The sequence below is a fragment of the uncultured Bradyrhizobium sp. genome, assembly GCF_947648125.1.
Taxonomy (GTDB): domain Bacteria; phylum Pseudomonadota; class Alphaproteobacteria; order Rhizobiales; family Xanthobacteraceae; genus Bradyrhizobium.
The window spans coordinates 100156-116661 of the sequence record NZ_CANSMR010000019.1 but is presented as its reverse complement, the minus strand read 5'-3'; the positions used below and the strand labels follow the sequence as shown (position 1 = coordinate 116661).

14 protein-coding genes and 1 pseudogene are annotated in these 16506 nt (G+C 60.5%); 8 read left to right on the top strand and 7 right to left on the bottom strand.

What is annotated here, in order from left to right; genetic code table 11:
• Window positions 1–2: 2 nt before the first annotated feature.
• Window positions 3–926: an AraC family transcriptional regulator gene (locus Q0030_RS28340; protein WP_298374576.1), complete on the bottom strand. Its 924-nt coding sequence runs from the start codon at window positions 924–926 to the stop codon at window positions 3–5.
• A gap of 197 nt (window positions 927–1123) precedes the next feature.
• Here Q0030_RS28340 and Q0030_RS28335 point away from each other — a divergent pair, with 197 nt between their 5' ends.
• Together Q0030_RS28335 and Q0030_RS28330 are read left to right on the top strand one after the other, a co-directional pair.
• Window positions 1124–1555 (top strand): hypothetical protein, encoded by a 432-nt coding sequence (locus tag Q0030_RS28335; RefSeq protein ID WP_298374573.1) that lies wholly within the window; start codon window positions 1124–1126, stop codon window positions 1553–1555.
• Window positions 1556–1647: 92 nt separating this feature from the next.
• The gene (locus tag Q0030_RS28330; protein ID WP_298374571.1) at window positions 1648–4509 is read left to right on the top strand and encodes a winged helix-turn-helix domain-containing protein; all 2862 of its coding nucleotides are present in this window, start codon (window positions 1648–1650) and stop codon (window positions 4507–4509) included.
• On the opposite strand, the gene Q0030_RS28325 is transcribed toward Q0030_RS28330, so the two are convergent.
• Complete coding sequence (locus Q0030_RS28325) at window positions 4506–5447, bottom strand: ring-cleaving dioxygenase (protein ID WP_298374569.1); 942 nt, start codon at window positions 5445–5447, stop codon at window positions 4506–4508. The two genes, Q0030_RS28330 and Q0030_RS28325, sit on opposite strands and share 4 nt — an antisense overlap.
• Before the next feature lie 585 nt (window positions 5448–6032).
• Here Q0030_RS28325 and Q0030_RS28320 point away from each other — a divergent pair.
• Window positions 6033–7154: an alkene reductase gene (locus tag Q0030_RS28320; RefSeq protein ID WP_298374566.1), complete on the top strand. Its 1122-nt coding sequence runs from the start codon at window positions 6033–6035 to the stop codon at window positions 7152–7154.
• 264 nt (window positions 7155–7418) lie between these two features.
• Here the strand turns inward: Q0030_RS28320 and Q0030_RS28315 are convergent, their stop codons facing one another.
• From Q0030_RS28315 to Q0030_RS28305, 3 genes are read right to left on the bottom strand one after another with little or no spacing between them, the layout of a single operon-like run.
• Entirely contained in the window at window positions 7419–8105 is a 687-nt protein-coding gene (locus tag Q0030_RS28315; protein WP_298374564.1) for a hypothetical protein, read from the bottom strand.
• A 29-nt stretch (window positions 8106–8134) separates the two neighbouring features.
• Window positions 8135–9568, bottom strand: coding sequence for a DUF1254 domain-containing protein (locus tag Q0030_RS28310; RefSeq protein ID WP_298374561.1), 1434 nt, complete (start codon window positions 9566–9568; stop codon window positions 8135–8137).
• An 11-nt stretch (window positions 9569–9579) separates the two neighbouring features.
• Complete coding sequence (locus tag Q0030_RS28305; protein ID WP_298374557.1) at window positions 9580–10230, bottom strand: hypothetical protein; 651 nt, start codon at window positions 10228–10230, stop codon at window positions 9580–9582.
• Between the two features lie 651 nt (window positions 10231–10881).
• On the opposite strand from Q0030_RS28305, the gene Q0030_RS28300 reads away from it, so the two are divergent.
• The 5 genes from Q0030_RS28300 (at window position 10882) to Q0030_RS28280 (ending at window position 14515) form a co-directional block, all read left to right on the top strand.
• Entirely contained in the window at window positions 10882–11598 is a 717-nt protein-coding gene (locus tag Q0030_RS28300; RefSeq protein ID WP_298374555.1) for an outer membrane beta-barrel protein, read from the top strand.
• A gap of 272 nt (window positions 11599–11870) precedes the next feature.
• Window positions 11871–12224 carry an HdeA/HdeB family chaperone gene (locus Q0030_RS28295; RefSeq protein WP_298374552.1) on the top strand — a complete coding sequence of 118 codons (354 nt, stop codon included), beginning with the start codon at window positions 11871–11873 and terminating at the stop codon, window positions 12222–12224.
• A 121-nt stretch (window positions 12225–12345) separates the two neighbouring features.
• Window positions 12346–13299 carry a helix-turn-helix domain-containing protein gene (locus tag Q0030_RS28290; RefSeq protein WP_298374549.1) on the top strand — a complete coding sequence of 318 codons (954 nt, stop codon included), beginning with the start codon at window positions 12346–12348 and terminating at the stop codon, window positions 13297–13299.
• Between the two features lie 128 nt (window positions 13300–13427).
• A complete protein-coding gene (locus Q0030_RS28285; protein ID WP_298374547.1) occupies window positions 13428–14174 on the top strand; it encodes an outer membrane beta-barrel protein in 747 nt (248 codons plus the stop codon).
• 89 nt (window positions 14175–14263) lie between these two features.
• Window positions 14264–14515, top strand: coding sequence for a hypothetical protein (locus Q0030_RS28280; protein ID WP_298374545.1), 252 nt, complete (start codon window positions 14264–14266; stop codon window positions 14513–14515).
• Here the strand turns inward: Q0030_RS28280 and Q0030_RS28275 are convergent.
• Window positions 14509–14607, bottom strand: a pseudogene (locus Q0030_RS28275) (IS481 family transposase); the annotation flags it as partial. The gene Q0030_RS28280 and the pseudogene Q0030_RS28275 overlap by 7 nt on opposite strands.
• A gap of 9 nt (window positions 14608–14616) precedes the next feature.
• The gene (locus tag Q0030_RS28270) at window positions 14617–16416 is read right to left on the bottom strand and encodes a sensor histidine kinase (protein WP_298374542.1); all 1800 of its coding nucleotides are present in this window, start codon (window positions 16414–16416) and stop codon (window positions 14617–14619) included.
• Window positions 16417–16506: the final 90 nt, after the last annotated feature.

Below are 16506 nucleotides of genomic sequence, written 5' to 3'. Positions count from 1 at the left end.
GGTCAGCCTTCAGAACGAGCCCTGCGCCAGGCACCGGGGCTCGTTCCCACGCTGCGCGAGAAGACCCGGGTGAAATAGCTCTGGTCACCGAACCCGCAGATCAGCGCGATATCCGCCAACGGCAGCTTGGTGGTTGTCATCAGGCGCTTGGCCTCATCGATCCGGAGCCGGGAGAGGTATTCGTGGGGAGCGATACCCGTGCTGCGCCGGAACGAGCGGGCAAAATGGCTCGGCGTCAGCCTGCATTCGGCCGCAACATCGGCGATCGTCAATCCGCTGGCAAGGCGGGCACGCATGATCTCCTTGGCACGGCGCTCCTGCCACGGCGCCAATCCACCCTCCTGAACGCCCGCGCGCGAGCCGAGATCGCCGTAGGTCTGCGCAAAATGGGCGAGCAAGCTCAGTCCGAGTTGATCGACGAAGAGTTGATTGTTCGCGCTCTCCTCTTCGAGGGCGTTCAAGAGAACGTTTGAAAGCGTGGACAGGTAGGGATCGCGCCGGTCACGGGTCCACTTCAGCGTGGAGACCGGCTTCGCGCTGTTCTCGTAGGCGAAGTCGTCAAGAGCGCGGCGCGGGATGTAATACTGGAGCGCATCAAACGGGCCTCTGAACTCACACTGCGGATTGTCGCGCAGGTCGATGACGCTCACCGTGCCCGCACCGAACGATCCGGAATACCTCTGGCGGCCGGCGAGCCAGCATGAGTGCCGATCCAGATCGCCCAGTTGATGGAGGATGCTGAATGCCGGCTCCGACGGAATCGCCGCGGTCCGCTCACGAACAAAGCGGGTACATGTCAATCGCGTGATGGCAAGCGCAAGCTTGCCGTGGCGATTGATCTTGCGAACGCAATCGCCTTCCATTCCGAGGTGCGAGGCCAGTCGACGGCCATAAAAGCCGTCGGATGAAGTATCGGTGTCGTCCATCGGAGCCCCGTCGAGATTCTGCACACCCAGCCGATGGTTATTCCCCACCCCATCGCATGGCCAGTAAATCGTTCCAAAAAGAATGCTTCCACACGCTGATGCGGCGTTTCCGTGAGCCGCATGGAATTTGCAAGATTTTAGTTGGCTGCGACCTACCGCCGCGCGAGAGTTGCGTACATCGATCAGACGAGGATTTGATGAACGGCAATTTGGCTCAATTCGGTGAGGATTTGTGCCTCCATTTGGCTCGCCTGCAGGTGAGCCTTGGCAACATCAACGGACTATTCGCTGGGGGCGCCGTTGCTCGTGACAAGGAATTCGTGAGCCGGACGCAAGAATTGCAGGTAGCCGTCCAGGAGTCCTCCGAACGCGCCGCAGCGCTTCGCGAGGCATTGCGCGCGGGCCTCGAACGCGACGCCGCACTCGCGCCGGAAACCCTGTCGAGATGGGTCAGCCAACGGCAAACCGCGCAGCTGCACGCCCGCGCCGATCTGATCGAGCAAATGGCCACGGTCGCGGTGGAATTGGCGGCGCTGTCCGCGGTAGAGGCCGAACGCCTCACCATGACCGCGATCATGGCCCGCCGGCAGGCGATTGCCCTTCAGGTCGAGCGCGAAAACCAGCTGTGACGTCCTCGTTCGCGCAGACCTCCAAGGGGATGGACACCCTCCGGGCTGTGGCGTAGCAAGGTCCCTTGAGGAGGCCCATGGCTGACTGAAGGATGCCCGATCGCAACGACAGACCAGAGCGTACGTTTCTATTCGGACCGTTTCGCCTTTCCACCTCCAAACGAATCCTGCTCGAGGGCGACCGCGTCATTCGCCTCGGCGGCAAGGCGATCGAGATCCTGATCGCGCTGGTCGAGCGCGCGGGCGAGCTGGTGAGTAAGCGCGAACTCGTCGAGATCGCCTGGCCCGATACATTCGTCGTTGAAGCGAACCTGACCGTCCAGGTGGCGGCGCTTCGCCGCGCGCTCGGCGAGGACGACAGCGCCAATCAGTACATCGTCAACAGTCCCGGACGCGGGTATCGCTTCGTTGCGCCCATCAAGGTACTCGAAGAAGAGCGCCCAGCCATTGATCGGCCAGCGGTGCAGGCGGCTCACAACCTGCCGGCGCAACTGAACCGGCTGGTCGGACGCACCGAACAGCTTCGATCGATGAGGCAAAAGCTGACCGACAGCCGCCTGTTGAGCATCGTCGGACCGCCGGGCGTCGGCAAGACATCGGTCGCGCTCCGGCTGGCGGAAGCGATGTTGCCGCTGTTTCCGCACGGCGTTTGGCTGATTGACCTCGGCTCGATCACGGATGCCTCGTTGATTTCGAGCGTCATTGCGTCCGCCCTTCCGATCGACGCTCGTTCGAGCGACATATTGTCCGGTATCGCGGCGGCGCTGCGTTACAAGAATCTCCTTCTGGTATTCGACAATTGCGAGCATCTGATCGACGCGGCGTCGGCCGCCATCGGCGAGCTGCTGCGCGGCGCCGGCGGCATCAAGGTGCTGACCACGAGCAGAGAGCCGCTCCGCGTCGATGGCGAACAGGTGTTCCGGCTCCCTCCCCTCGAGGTGCCTCCAGCGGGTCTGTCCCTCGGACCGAAGGACGCCTTGAGCTATCCGGCAGTTCAGTTGTTCGTCGAGCGGGCCGCCGCCATCGTCAACGATTTCGAGCTTACCAATGGCAACACCGGCTTCGCCGCGCAGATCTGCCGCGAACTGGACGGCAACCCGCTTGCGATCGAGGTCGCGGCCGCGCGCGTCGACGCGTTCGGCGTCAACGGACTGGCCGCCAGGATCGAGGACCGCGTGCACCTGCTCGCGGATGCGCGCCGCGGCACGCCGGCGCGGCATCGTACGATCGCTGCCGCACTCGACTGGAGCTACCAGCTGCTGTGCGAACGCGAGCGGTACGTTCTCCGCTGCCTCGGCGTTTTCGCCGGCAGCTTCACGCTGGAGGCCGCCGTCTCCGTGATTCCGGCAGCCGACGGCGCCGACACCGCATCGATCCTCGCTGATCTGGTCTGCAAATCACTGGTCTCGGTCGACATCGGCTCCGAGCGCGCCCGATTTCGGCTGCTGGAGATCACCAAGGCGTTCGCGCTTGCCAAGCTGGTCGAGCAATCCGAGCGGAACGAGCTCACCGCGCGCCTTGCGGCCTGCGTCACCGAAATGCTCTGCAGGTACGCCGATGGGCCGAAGCGGGTGCAAGCCCTCAGGAATGCGGTCCAGGAACTCGACAATGTGCGCGGAATCCTCGACTGGGCGTTCTCGACGGGTGGCCGTGCGCAAGCGGGCGTTGCGCTCGCGGCCGCCGCCGTACCCGTTTGGCTGGAGAATTCGCTGCTGACGGAATGTATCGCATGGACGACCAGGGCGATCGACGCGCTCGATCCGGCGATCGAAAGCGAACGCAACGAGATGGTGCTGAAGGCAGCTCACGGCCTCGCCTTGATGTTCACCCAGGGCATGACCGGCCAGTCGCGCGACGCCCTGAACAGGGCAATCGAGCTTGCGGCACGCCTGGGCGACCGGCAATGGGAGCTGAGGGCGCGGTTGGGCCTGATCGTTTTCCTGCACCGGCGCGGCGACTTCAAGGGCGCGCTGGAAGGGACGCAGAGGATCGAGACGCTCGTCGCTGACGCCGACGAGCCAGCGGCGCTGGCGATGACGAAGAGCGCGAAGAGTGCGTCGCTGTTCTTTCGCGCCGAATATGCACCGGCCTTGGAGCTCGCGCGCGAAGCCCACGAGTACTTCCGAATTCACAGTGACGTCTCGCAGATCGGCCGATGGGGACTGAATCACTCGGTCTATGCGCAATGCGTGATGGCACGGGCCTACTGGAATCTGGGACGCTTCGATCGAACTGTTCGAGCCTGCCTGTCGGCGCATTCCGAAGCGGAGGAGACCGGCAATCCGACCTCGATCTGCCAGGCGCTCAGTTGGTGCGGGGTTTCGCTGTTCCTGAGCCTGGAGGACCTCGACAAGGCTGCTTGCGCGATACAGCGGTTCAGGCAGGTGGCTCAGGATAACGACATCCAAAGCTACGTGTTTTCGTCGATCGGTTTCGAAGGCAGGCTGCTGTTCCTGCGCGGTCAGATCGAACCCGCCGAGAGATTGTTGCGGGAAGCGCTCTCGAAGCTGAGCGGCGCACAATACGAAAACGTGTCGATCCCGTTTCTCGGCCGCCTGGCCGAGGTGCTGGCGGCGGACGATCGACCGGAAGAAGCGCTGCTGGCGTCCGCGGAATGCCTGGAGCGAACCAAGGCTACGGAGGCGCTCTGGTTGCTGCCGGATTCGCTGAGAATCCACGGCGATGTCCTCGCTGCATTGCAGGGACCCGACTCGGAGCCGGCCGAAACCTATTTGCGCGAAGCGCTTGAGGTTTCGGAACGGCAAGGCGCCCTTGGATGGGAGCTTAGGTCGGCCGAAAGTCTTGCAAGCTTCCTGCGTCAGCAGCGACGAAATAGCGAGGCTGCAGCGGTGCTCGAGCGGACGCTCGGAAAATTCACCGAGGGTTTCGACGCCGTACCCTTCCGGCGAACCACAGCCATGCTCGACGAGTTGCACGACCGCAAGCCCGGCTAGCTCAGCGGGGGCAGGATGTTTTGCAGCTCCAGACGACGCTCCTCGAGAAAGCCAGGCAATCTCAGACCCTCCCCGAGCTGATCGCGCGGCTCGTCGACCGCGAAGCCGGGCCCATCGGTTGCGATCTCGAACAGCACGCCGCATGGCGCCCGGAAGCCGATCGCAGTCAGATATGTTCTCTCAATCGGTTCAGTCACGGCGATGTCGTGCCGTCTTTGAAGCTTCCGGATCATCTCGGATTGATCTTCAGTATTGGCCGCGCGGAAAGCGACATGCCTGATCGTGCCGCCCCCAAGACGGCCCCGCGACGACGCGCCCACCATCCGCAGCGTCAGCGTGCCTCCAGGACCGTCATGTGCGGCGAACCGGATCGAATCATCGGCCTGCGAAACGCGCTTGAAACCCAGCACGTCCTGGAGGATATCGACCGTGGCGTCCTCCGCGCGGACGTTCAGGGTGACTTCGTTCAAACCCATGACCGCTCGAACGGGATCGCTGCGCCCGGCGTCGCCACGATGCTGCACCGCTTCCACCAGGGCAAGCGTCGTTCCGTCCGGATCGGCGAAACAAAGCAGCGGCTCGCCAAATGGCGAATGATCGAACCGGCACGCGACGTTCGCGGCCTTGAGCCGCTCCGACCACCATTCGAGCGATCCGGCCGGCACACGAAGGGCGGTCTGCACGACTTCGCCGACCCCAACCAATCCCTTTGCGACGCATCGCCATGCCAGGGTACTCAACACCGTTCCCGGGTTGCCGGCGTCGTCGCCATAGTAGAGATGGTAACTGCCCGGGTCGTCGTAGCATACCGTTTTCTTGACTCGTTTCAGACCGAGAACGCCGGCATAAAAATTCGCGGCGCGCTCTACGTCATCAATGATCGTCGTGACGTGATGAAGTCCACGGGATGGCGCGCGCGATCTGTCTGGTTCGGCCACGATACGCGCTCACCATTGCCTTGCTGAACAGTAATGAAAAGAACCCTTCATAGCCGATATGCAATCCTCGATATGGCGACCCAAATCGCACACGAGCGCAATTCGTCGTCTCTGCTCCCGCCATCGGCAGTCGCCGCTGTCTGATCGCTTATTGAGGCCGATTCCGGTCGAAATGTCTTGGATTTTCGCCCGATCACGTGGCGGGCCAGACGGACTTGGGAGCTACAACCGGCAGCATCCTCACTTTCAACCCGGACGCAATCGTACAACCGCGCGCCAGGATGTGCAATCAGCGGGATTTGTTTTGGATCAACATCGAAACGACATCGGACCCCAGCGAGCCCAATGCACGCGCGGTGGCCGGGACATGCACGTCAATTTGAGCGTTGCCGTCATTGCATCGCTCGCCGCCCACTCCGGTCAAGGACGAGTCGCAATGGACGACGCAGGGCACGCGTACGATCGTCGCGCACAAGATCAATGCATATTTTTGCCGAGCAATGGATCCCTGCGAACTACACGACGCTCCTGCGGCGCTAGCTGCCGGCGCCAATCTTGCGAACAGCCCAACCGAAGGTGAAAAACATGGCAGGTCTCTTTCGTCCCGCAGCGCTCGGCGACCTCAGTCTCCCGAACAGGATCGTCATGGCGCCGATGACGCGTTCGCGCGCCGACGAACATGGTGTCATCAATGGTTCCGCTGGCGAATATTACGCGGCGCGCGCCGGCGCCGGCCTGATTATCAGCGAAGGCATCAACGTTGGACCGATGTCCAACGCCTTTGATCGAACGCCCGGCCTGTGGACCGACGAGCAGACCGAGGGCTGGAAAGCGGTCGTCGAGCGGACCCACAAGCAAGGGGGCCGGATTGTCGCGCAGCTCTGGCATGCCGGCCGCGCGAGCGCGCGCGGTCTGTTGTCCAACAGGCAGCCGCTGTCACCATCGGGCGTGAATGACGATCTGGAACGGCTTCAGGTATGGGCGCTGCTCGCCAACGGTGCCTATGTGCGCGTCGCAGCCACGTCGTCACGTGCGATGACCAAGGTGGAGATTGAGACCGTCGTGAACGAATTTCGAAGGGCGGCCGCCAACGCCGTTCGCGCCGGCTTTGACGGTGTCGAGATTCACGGCGCCAACGGCTATCTGGTTCACCAGTTTCTCTCACCGACGATCAATCTGCGAACCGATGACTATGGCGGAAGCATCGAAGCGCGCTCCAGATTGCTTCTTGAGATAGTTGCGGCGATTTCCGATGTCATGCCGCGATCGCAGATCGGACTGCGGCTGTCGCCTTTTGCCGATTACAACAGCACGCGGGATCCGATGCCGGAAGACACCTATGGACGGCTCGCGCCCTGGTTACAGACCGCGGGGCTTGCCTATCTGCACCTTGCAGACACCAACGCGTGGACCGGAGCGTCTGACTACGAGCGAATGCTCGCGATATTCCGCGAACATTATCGCGGGCCTCTGATCGTCAATGCCGGCATCACGCCCGAGCGTGCAGCCGACATCGTCAATACCGGCGAGGCGGACGCAGTCGCGTTCGGCCGCCTCTTTCTCGCCAACCCGGACCTCCCGGCGCGGATACGAGCTGGCGGTCCATACAACTCGCTACAGGCAGTTGGGATCTATGGTGGTTCGGATGCGGGGTATCTCGATTACCCGAGCCTAGCGTTCATTGACGAGCAAATTGGTCGAGAATAGTGGCAGTCGGAGCAAAATCGGTAAGTCCCGGCGCCAACTCTGAGCGCTCGAGCTCGGAAGCGAAGCGCCGATGTTTTGAATCGGCGCTTCAAGCAACTTCATTCAGCCGACAGGGTTCGCAGCGTCTTCACGCACGACGGCGGACTCGACTTCCCACCAACGCATCCAACTTCGGGCCGTCGAGGTTCATGGTCATATTGAACCAGCCCTGCGGGACGGCAACCAGTTCGCTAGCCGGCCCAGAGATCCAGTGGCCCATGACCATCAAGCGGACCTTCGCGCCGAGCCAAGTACCTCCTCGTCAAAAGACGGAAGCGGCTTGATCAAGGGCGCGAGCGCCTTGCCGGCCTGCTCCGTGGTCACCACGTCGGCCGGGTCCAGCTTGACGATCACCGCCTTGTCCGGATCGGGCTCCCAGACATCTTCGCCGACGAGCCGTCCTCGATCGTCATAGGGCCAGATCATCTGAATGACATTTGTGTAGAGATACATGGAGTTCTCGTCCGCCTTGAAGCTCTTCGCGGCGAGAACTCGTTTCAGGATCGCTTCGGAAAGAAAGCCGGGCAGGTGCGACATCACCTTGTTCGCCAGCAGAGATCGGCCGGCTACTTGCTGGTGGACCACCGTCACAGACGCGATGAAATTGTCCGCGACCGCGACCTGCTCGTTCTCGGTGTAGAAGATTGACTGGTTGGTTTGCGCCCACATCCGGTAGAGGCTCTTGACTGCATCCTGGCCTTCAAGCTTCGCGTTCGTATCATCGGCATGAACATGATAGACCGGGTGTTCCGACATCATCTCCGGCGCAAAAATCTCTTCGTAGCGTCCGGCTACCTCCAGATATCGGTGTCGGCTGTAAGCTTGCAGCATGAACCGATGCCGCGGGTTCTGGGTCACCGCAAGCAGCCGGTCAATCGCAACGTTAAGCTTTGTGATGTCATACTTGGCCATTGCTCTCTCCTCATCTGCCGGTTTGGCGGTTAGGCGGTGACTTTCGTTACCGGCGGCAGCTTCCACGATCCGTTGATGATCGACGGGTCTTTCTCGCTTGGCCAATAAAGGCGCAGCATCAGGATGAAATCTCCCGCCGGCGCCGGAAGCCAGTTGGATTCCTTGTCTTTGCCCGGCGAGTCCTTCTGGATGTACAGATCAGTCGATCCATCCGGATTGGATTTCAAATCCTGCCGAGCACTGATCGAATAGCGATTGAGCGGATTGTTCACGAAGAAATAGCCGCTGTCGTACATCGTCAGCGACCAGAAGCCGAGCGCCGGCGGCAAATGTCCCTTCGCGAATCGCATCACGTATTTGTTCGCGCCGTTGTACTTTCGACCTTCTGCGTCCTTCTGAGAGGTCGGATAGACGGCGTCCTGAGGCCGGTTGGCGCCGAGTCCGATGGCGGTGATGAGCGCCCGCATGAGATAGTCGGTGCCATAGATGCCTGTCTTGGTCGTGAAGATCCAGCCGTTCTCATCCCTGACGTCTTTATTGACCTTGAACTGGATCATGATCCGGTCGACGGCGACCTCGGGCACGCGCTTGAGGAAGTCCGCTTTGAGCTTGCTCGGATCGAAGTCCTGGCCCGGGACGATGCCGATCCTGGCGAACTTGGCGAGCTGAGGCGCGTCCGCAGCCATCGGCGGATTGTCTTTCATGAGTTTGCAAAGCAGGGTGAAATAGGCCACCGCATCCATGCGGTTGACCTGCTCGCGTACTGCCGTTTTCATATCGATCGAGGGATCGACCGTGCCGGTCGGCGGTGTGTAGGATTTTCCGTACGAGCTCAGCGGCACCAACTTGAATTCGTCCTGCAACTTGTGAACCTCGGCATAGTCCTCCGGAGTTCCGGTGCAGTAGATGCGGCCAAGCAGCCATACGATGTTGGTGGGAGAGTTGTACTCCTTAACTCCGGCCGGCAATTCGCCCTTCCATCCCGGTCCAGTGATCGCATAGGTCTGCGCGCCGGTCCCGGTGGTACGTTTGCCCGGGACCTGAAACACAGAGGTCCAGCCGTCCAGCATCGGAAAGAGCGCGTAACGGTCTTTCATATCGGGGATGCTGAGCACCCAGGGCTCCTTGCCGACGTCGAAAAACGCAGTCGTGTAAAGCGTGTCGGCGTTCGGCGCCGTCACGTCCCGATAGGACGCGTTCGGATATTCCCGCAGCTTGATGATGTGGCCCATCGGCCCGCGGGTGCCATGAACGCTTGCGACATTGGTAACGACCCTGCGCGTCATCTCCATGGTCACCAGCGGATAGCCGAAGACATACGCGTCGGTGGCTAGCCAGAAATCTTCGAGTCCTTCTCCGATACCGAGAAATTCACCCAGTTCGGCGCGGCTCAAGGTGCTCATCGAGGCGCCCGCAAGCAGGCTCATACCGCCAATCGTTAAATTGCGACGGGTGATGTTCATGACAGGTCTCCTCAGTAGCAGGGGGGATAGGGGTAATAGCCGCAGGCCGGACGGCCGTAACCGTAGGGTGCCGCGTACGCGGCCGCTCCGACTGCCGCGGCGGCGCCGGCGTACATCGCACCGCGGAAGGCGGCGCGGCGCCAGACTCCGAAAATGTCGATGAAGATCGAGGCCGGCCCGTCGCCACCGTTGAGGTCGCCTTCAAGGGTTTGAACATTGAAGGTCAGCTTGTCGCCATCGAGCTTCGGATTCTTCAGCACGACCACGGCATCCTTCACCGAACCGTCCTTGCTCAAGACGGACACGGTAGCGTTCGGCGGATCCTTGACGAAGCTGTCGTTGCCGGGCGTGCTCGCGCCCCAATCCGCGATGAGGTTTGCGGTAAGCTCGTGGCCGGCGGCGCGCACCGGTCGGTCAGCGAATATGATGGAATTGGGCGTAACGCCGATCAGCGTCAGCACATCCCCCTGAAGCGTCGCCCCGCGAGAATTGAGAACGATCAACGAGGGTACGACCTCGGGCTTGGCCGCGGCGGAAGGTGTCCCGATCGTCTTCATGGATGACGGCGCCGGAGCAGTCTGTGCGATGGCTGTTCCCGCCTCGCCCATCACCGCCGTCACTGCCAGCAACCCCGCAATTTGAACCCACTTTGCGCACCTCATGTCTGCCTCTCATGTTCGCAACACGGTGACTCCCGCTCGCAGGGACAGTCACGCACGTTGGCAACCATGAAGCCGCGATGCATCATTGACTATGCAAAAACGAGCAGCGCCCGAAATTTCGCCTCGTCGCGACCTGCAAGCTCAAGGACGTCAACCCCGTCACCTATGTCGTCGAAACCCTCGAAGCCATCATCGGTGACTATCCTCAAAACAAAAAATCGAAGGCCTCGGTGCCGTGGCGATTCCGGAAGACATTCAACCCAACTTTAATGGGCCGCCGGTGAAGTGCTTACCTCGAGCCGAGACGAGCTCGACCACGTTTGGACGGAACGCTAGGCGGTTTTGACTTGCAAAAGGCAAATCGATCCGAGAACTCGCCGGACGCCGTGACGTTCGCGCTGTGCGTTCTTCGGCCGAGTCAACCTCACCGAGTTGTCAGAGTTTGCATGTTCGTGAACTCGCTCGCTCGACGCTCAAGGCCGTTCGCAAAGGTGGACTTGCGGTCAACATGGATGGTGCCGATGCCTCGGCTGCAGCAACCAAGCCACAGTCAGAAAAATTGAAAGCAAGCGTCAGATTCTGCATAGCAGGTTGCGCGCCTTCGATGCGATTTGATGCCGCATGAATTTCTTCAATCAATGAGGTGCGGCAATGAACAAGATTGGAAGGGTTGCAGTTGCGATCGCAGCTTCAGGGATGATGGGCGGCTACGCAGCTGCGGCAGACTTGCCGGCGGCGCCCGCCTACAAGGCCCCGGCTCCGGTTGCCGCCGTCTATAACTGGACGGGATTCTACGTAGGCGGCAATGGTGGATATGGATGGGGCAACCAGGACCCGCTGGTGCTGTTCTCCAACAGGTTCGATCGTGCAGGTTTCGACATTACTGGCGGCATGATCGGCGGTACGTTTGGCGGGCAGATTCAGCAGGGATATGTCGTGCTCGGCCTGGAAGGTGATCTGGACTGGGCCAACATCAAGGGCTCGTCCGTCGTAACGCCCAGCATTTTCGGCATCGGGAACGGTGTCACGCTGAACACCTCGACAAGTATCGACGCGCTGACAACGGTGAGAGCGCGCATCGGCGTCGCCATGAACAACGTGTTACTCTACACCACCGGCGGCGCAGCCCTCGTCAAGTCAACCGCCAGCGCGTCGACCGTCGCCGGCGTACCCTGCGGTACGCTCGGCGTTCTGCCTTGTTCGGGTTCTTCCTGGCGGCCCGGCATCAGCGCAGGTCTCGGCGTGGAATATGGCTTCACGCCGAACTGGTCCGTGAAGGCCGAGTATCTCTACACGAAAGTCGCCGGCACCGGGGTCAGCTCGGATCGATTGAATATCCTGCGTGGCGGCATCAACTATCGGTTCTGAACAGAGTTTGGCCGCGGGAGCGGCGTTGCTATCGCGCCCGCATGTGTCCAGGCGGTCGATGCCTATGGACGTATGTATATGCGCCGCCCCTCACCCACCGGACTGCACGATGCACTGCTTCGTTCCATCTAGTTGCGTTGCACTAAGCCTGATAGCGCATCCGAGCCGATGGTCTCAGCTCGTATGCCGGTTGTCCGCGAAGGCGACCGGATTCTGAAAGCCGGATCGTCTGAAATCTCTCCACATTCGATTTTATTCCAAGAGGTTCCCCAATGCGTTCGAAACTGCTGCTTTCCGCCACTCTGCTTGTTGCCAGCATGGCTTCAGCCAAGGCCCAGGTGCCGCTGTCGTCCTATGTCGATGCGAACGGATTCATCGACGTCCAGAAGCTGACCTGCGCGCAACTCGCAGGGACTTACCAGGAAGATGCCGATGCGCTGACGGCTTGGTACAGCGGATGGTACAACGGCCTTGCCAAGAAGCATTTCCTCGACCTGCGCAAGGGCAAGGTCGCGGAGCACGAAGTCATCGTCTACTGCAAGGCCAATCCCGACAAGCGCATCATCGATGCCATTGCTGTTGTGTTCAAAGCGGAGCGGGAGCTGCTGGGCATCCAGATGAAGTAGATCGTCTGGGACGGCGTCGGTGGCGGCTGCAGACCGATCCGCTTGTGCGGCCTTGCCGAAACCGCACAGCCTCCCTTCCGCTTCACGCGTGCTGCCGCTCTGACTGGGCGGGATCTTGGATTTGGACGATTTCGGAAAATACGCCGACGCCATTCAGGGCGCGAGGGTAACATTTCTGAAATCCGCCCCGTCCTCCCACCGATGGGGGGTGGAGAGCCTCTCCTTGAATCGAGCGATCCTTCAGTTTGGCGCCGACGGCGGCCCGGGGATCACCCATGGTATCACTGATCCGAATTTGACCACGGTGATCATCCAGTCGTCCAACTTCGACGATCGCGTCCTGCTCGACGGCGTGCCATGCCAAGTGTCGGACCTGGTCATTATGCCCCCGGACTGTCAATTTACCTTTGTTCGTTTCGGTCACGTCGAGTGGATAGCATGGTCGCTGCCGGGTGATGGGGACGTCGCGAGGAAGATCCTTCCCGTAGCCGCAAGTCGGGAATCGCCGAACACCACCAAGCATCTCGCCCGATTGCCAGTACCGATCGCATCGGGATTGGTCGAAGCATCGAAGCGGGCCCTGTGCTCCATCGCCGATTCCGCTGCCGCCGATCAACCCATGATGGCCCGGGAGACGGAGCGCGCCTTGATGGATAGGTTGGCTTACGTCTGGGACAATCGCCTGAGCGAAGCTCTCCTGCCCAACAAGTACACCCTCTCGTCCGAGCGAATCGTTCTGGAGGCGCTCGAATTCGTGCGGGCAAAGTCGGAAAGCATCGTCCATATCAAGGATATCGTGAAAGCTACCAAGGCGGAGTACCGAACCTTGCTGCGCGCTTTCGAGCGTTATCTCGGCTTCTCGCCAAAGTATTATCTGAAGCTGCGGCAGTTGAACCTAGCTTATCATGATATCCGTCGCGAGAGTGATGCATCCGTCAGACTCGCCGATATTCTGGCGGCCCACGGCGTCACCGAGTTCGGCAGGTTTGCCGGCCACTACAGATCGCTGTTCGGCGAGTTGCCATCCGAGACACATCGTCGGTTTCGCGCATTGGAGTCCGGCAATTCGCCGTAAGCTTGCAGTGGTGTTTTGTTGCAACACCGCAGTGAAATGGTTGGCAGTGACAGTTTCTGCATACCAGCTGAGCCGGAGTCGATGGCACTTGGCTTGAGTGCTCTCCACATTCGATGAGGCTTACAACGATGAAAAAGATTAGCTTACTTGCCGCAGCGGCGGTGATGTCCGTTTCGTTCACCGGTATTGCAAAGGCCGCTGACCTTCCGCCGCGGCCCACCTACAAGGCGGCCCCGATCGCGGCGCCGATGATGTACAACTGGTCCGGCTTCTATCTCGGCGCGAACGGCGGATATGGCTGGAGCAACCAGTGTATCGATATCACCGCGATCAACGGTATTGGCGGTGTGTTTGCGGAAGGTTGCAACAGTAAAGGCGGCGGCATCATCGGTGGTCAGTTTGGCTATCGCTGGCAGGCTGGACAATTGGTGTACGGCCTGGAAGCGCAGGGCGACTGGGCCAACATCCGCAACTCGCACGCCAGCTTGCAGAACCCGGCCAACACCTACAAGTCGACCCTTAACGGCTTGGGCCTCTTTACGGGTCAAATCGGCTACGCGGCCAACGAGGCTCTGTTCTATGTTAAGGGCGGCGCCGCGGTTGGTAGCCAGAATTTTGCCCTCATCAACAACGTGACCGGCACGGGCCTTGCTTTTGCGAATCGGACCCGCTGGGGTGGGGTCGTGGGTGTCGGCTTCGAGTACGGCTTCTCTCCGAATTGGACGGCCGGCATCGAGTACGACTATCTGTGGAGGGTGAACGAGAGCAACACCTTCCTGACGCCGTCATTGGGCCCCATCGCGTCGATCACCAGCAACACCAAGACGGATGCGAACCTGCTCGCGCTCCGCGTCAACTACAAGTTCGGTTACTGATGAAGAGAGGAGGCCGGCCAATTCGGCCGGCCTCCATTCGCTCCCATCATGCCTGGGCCCAGGTAGTCTCTCCGATTCTGGGGCCAATCATGCTGTCGAATACGATGCGTGCGGTTGCTCTTCTCGGTGCGCTGACGGTCACAAACATGGCCTGGGCCCAAGACACAAAGACGATCGGGGCCACCAAATCCCAGGTCGTTCCATCACTGATTGTTTTCAACTCCAGGGGCGCGGACATGCTGCCCTGCAAGCTGGTCCTCACCGGCGTCGCGCCAAATGCGATCGCATTTGCGGGAAGTCCTGCATTTGCAGATGTATTCGTACGGCGTGCTTCGAGCTGATCGTGTCGATCGTAATGGTAGCGTTGGACAGTCGCTTCCTTGATCGTGCGGTTGATGCGCTGGACCTGGCTATCGGTCCCGGGATGCTTGAGGAGCAGAGCCTACATTGTCGTGGGACGATTCAAAGGTAACCTGAATGAGAACACCGCGCCCCGGGAGCGGTTCTCTGCCCAGAGTTCGCCACCGTAGCTTTCAACTATCGTGCGCGCGATAGGGAGTCCCAGCCCAGTCCCTTGCGGTTTCGTTGTGACGAATGCATTGAAGATGCTGGCCAGCTTGTCTTTGGGGATACCCGGACCGGAGTCTACTATCTGGACTTCGACGCCATCCGCGTCAGCCAGCGCCGTCCGGATCGAAAGGTTGCGCGGGACCACCTCGTCCATCGCATCCACGCCATTCATCACGAGGTTCATGAGGACTTGCTGCAGATGGATCGGATCACACCGCACCGGTAACGGCTCGGGCGCGAGAATGGTACGCAAGCTCACTCCCCGCCTTGTAATTTCAGGAGACACAATTTTGACTACGCCCCGTACGGTATCGTTCAAATCGAACGTTCGTAGATCGGATTCCGTCCTATTGTTCAGCAAATTTCGCAACCCGCTGATGATGTCGCTGGCGCGTTGTTCGTCCCGGACGATGTCGGAAAGGATCTCGCCGAGCTGAGCAACGTCAGGTGGATTCGCCGTCAGCAGCACCTGCGCAGCTTCAGTATTGCTCAAAATCGCCCCGAGCGGCTGGTTGAGTTCATGCGCTATCGATGACGACAGAACGCTGGCGGTTGTAACGCGGTTCAAGCGGACCACTTCCTGACGACGACTGCTAGCCTCGGCTTGAGCGACATGGCGCCGACGCCGCTCGACCAGCAGCAATCCAATGATACCGGCCTGCAGCAGGATAGCGGCCGTAACGGCCGACACTTCCAGCCGATACTGCTCCCACACGCTCGGCACGCGAAACATGACCCGACTGCCTGGCGGCAGTTGGCTCTCGCTGATCTTCCAGCGCTTCAGCTCCCTCCAGTCGTATCTCGGCGATGCAGCGGGGATCGGAGGCGTTTTGATGCTACCCGGCGACTCCCCGGCCAGGATCCGCACCGCAACGGCGGCGGTCTGTCGACTGATGTCGGCTATGTCCGACATCCGGCCGCCGACGATCCCTCGGCCAAAGAACGTGTCTTGCTCCGAAAACATAGGCGCGTTGGCGACCTCGTGAAGCCGATCTATGGCTTGACCGCCTTCGTACACGACGCCAGCGGCGTCCACCAACATCTGCCCATAGACAATGATGGTCCGGGGTGGCAGGGCAGCCACCCGCTTGAGTATCTCTTCCAGCGACAGTTCGTTGAAATAGGTTATCTCGACCCGGTTTGTCAGCGGCTGATACAGCTTGTGCATCTCCTCGAGCCAAAGCTTCTCGATCGGAGAATTCCCGATCACGACGACGACTTTATTCGCCTCCGGAACCAGCTGTAGACCCTGGTCGAGAGTGCCGAATATGTCGACCGAAACCGGGACCATCGCGTCCGCCTCCGATATCTTCGGAGACATTCGTGGGTCAAAGGCAGCATAGAGGGTTGGGACGGAAGGAAATATCCTTTGCCGGTTGTTCCGAAAGAACGCAGCCGCGGGCCCCCCGATCGTCATGATCAGGTCGAGTTTGCGCTCGGAAAACACCGCATTCAAATAGCTGACAAAGGCGTCTTCATTGCCGTCGGGGAAGCGGGCCGTCGACAGCGACACCTCGAAGATATCGATGGGATCTTTCGACTGAAGCCTCAACTCCTCGCGGATCTTTCGTGCGTAGTCATCCCACGGCGAAAAATCGCGACCGACGGAATGAACAATCAGCACCCGCTTCGGCTGGGAAAACGCGGCACCGGTCATCGCTATGAGCAGCACGATCGAACCGAGAAGTACCCGAGGTATCATGCGATAAAGCGGCCGTTTACGCAGGATGTCGAACTTTCATGACCTGGGTCGCACACTACC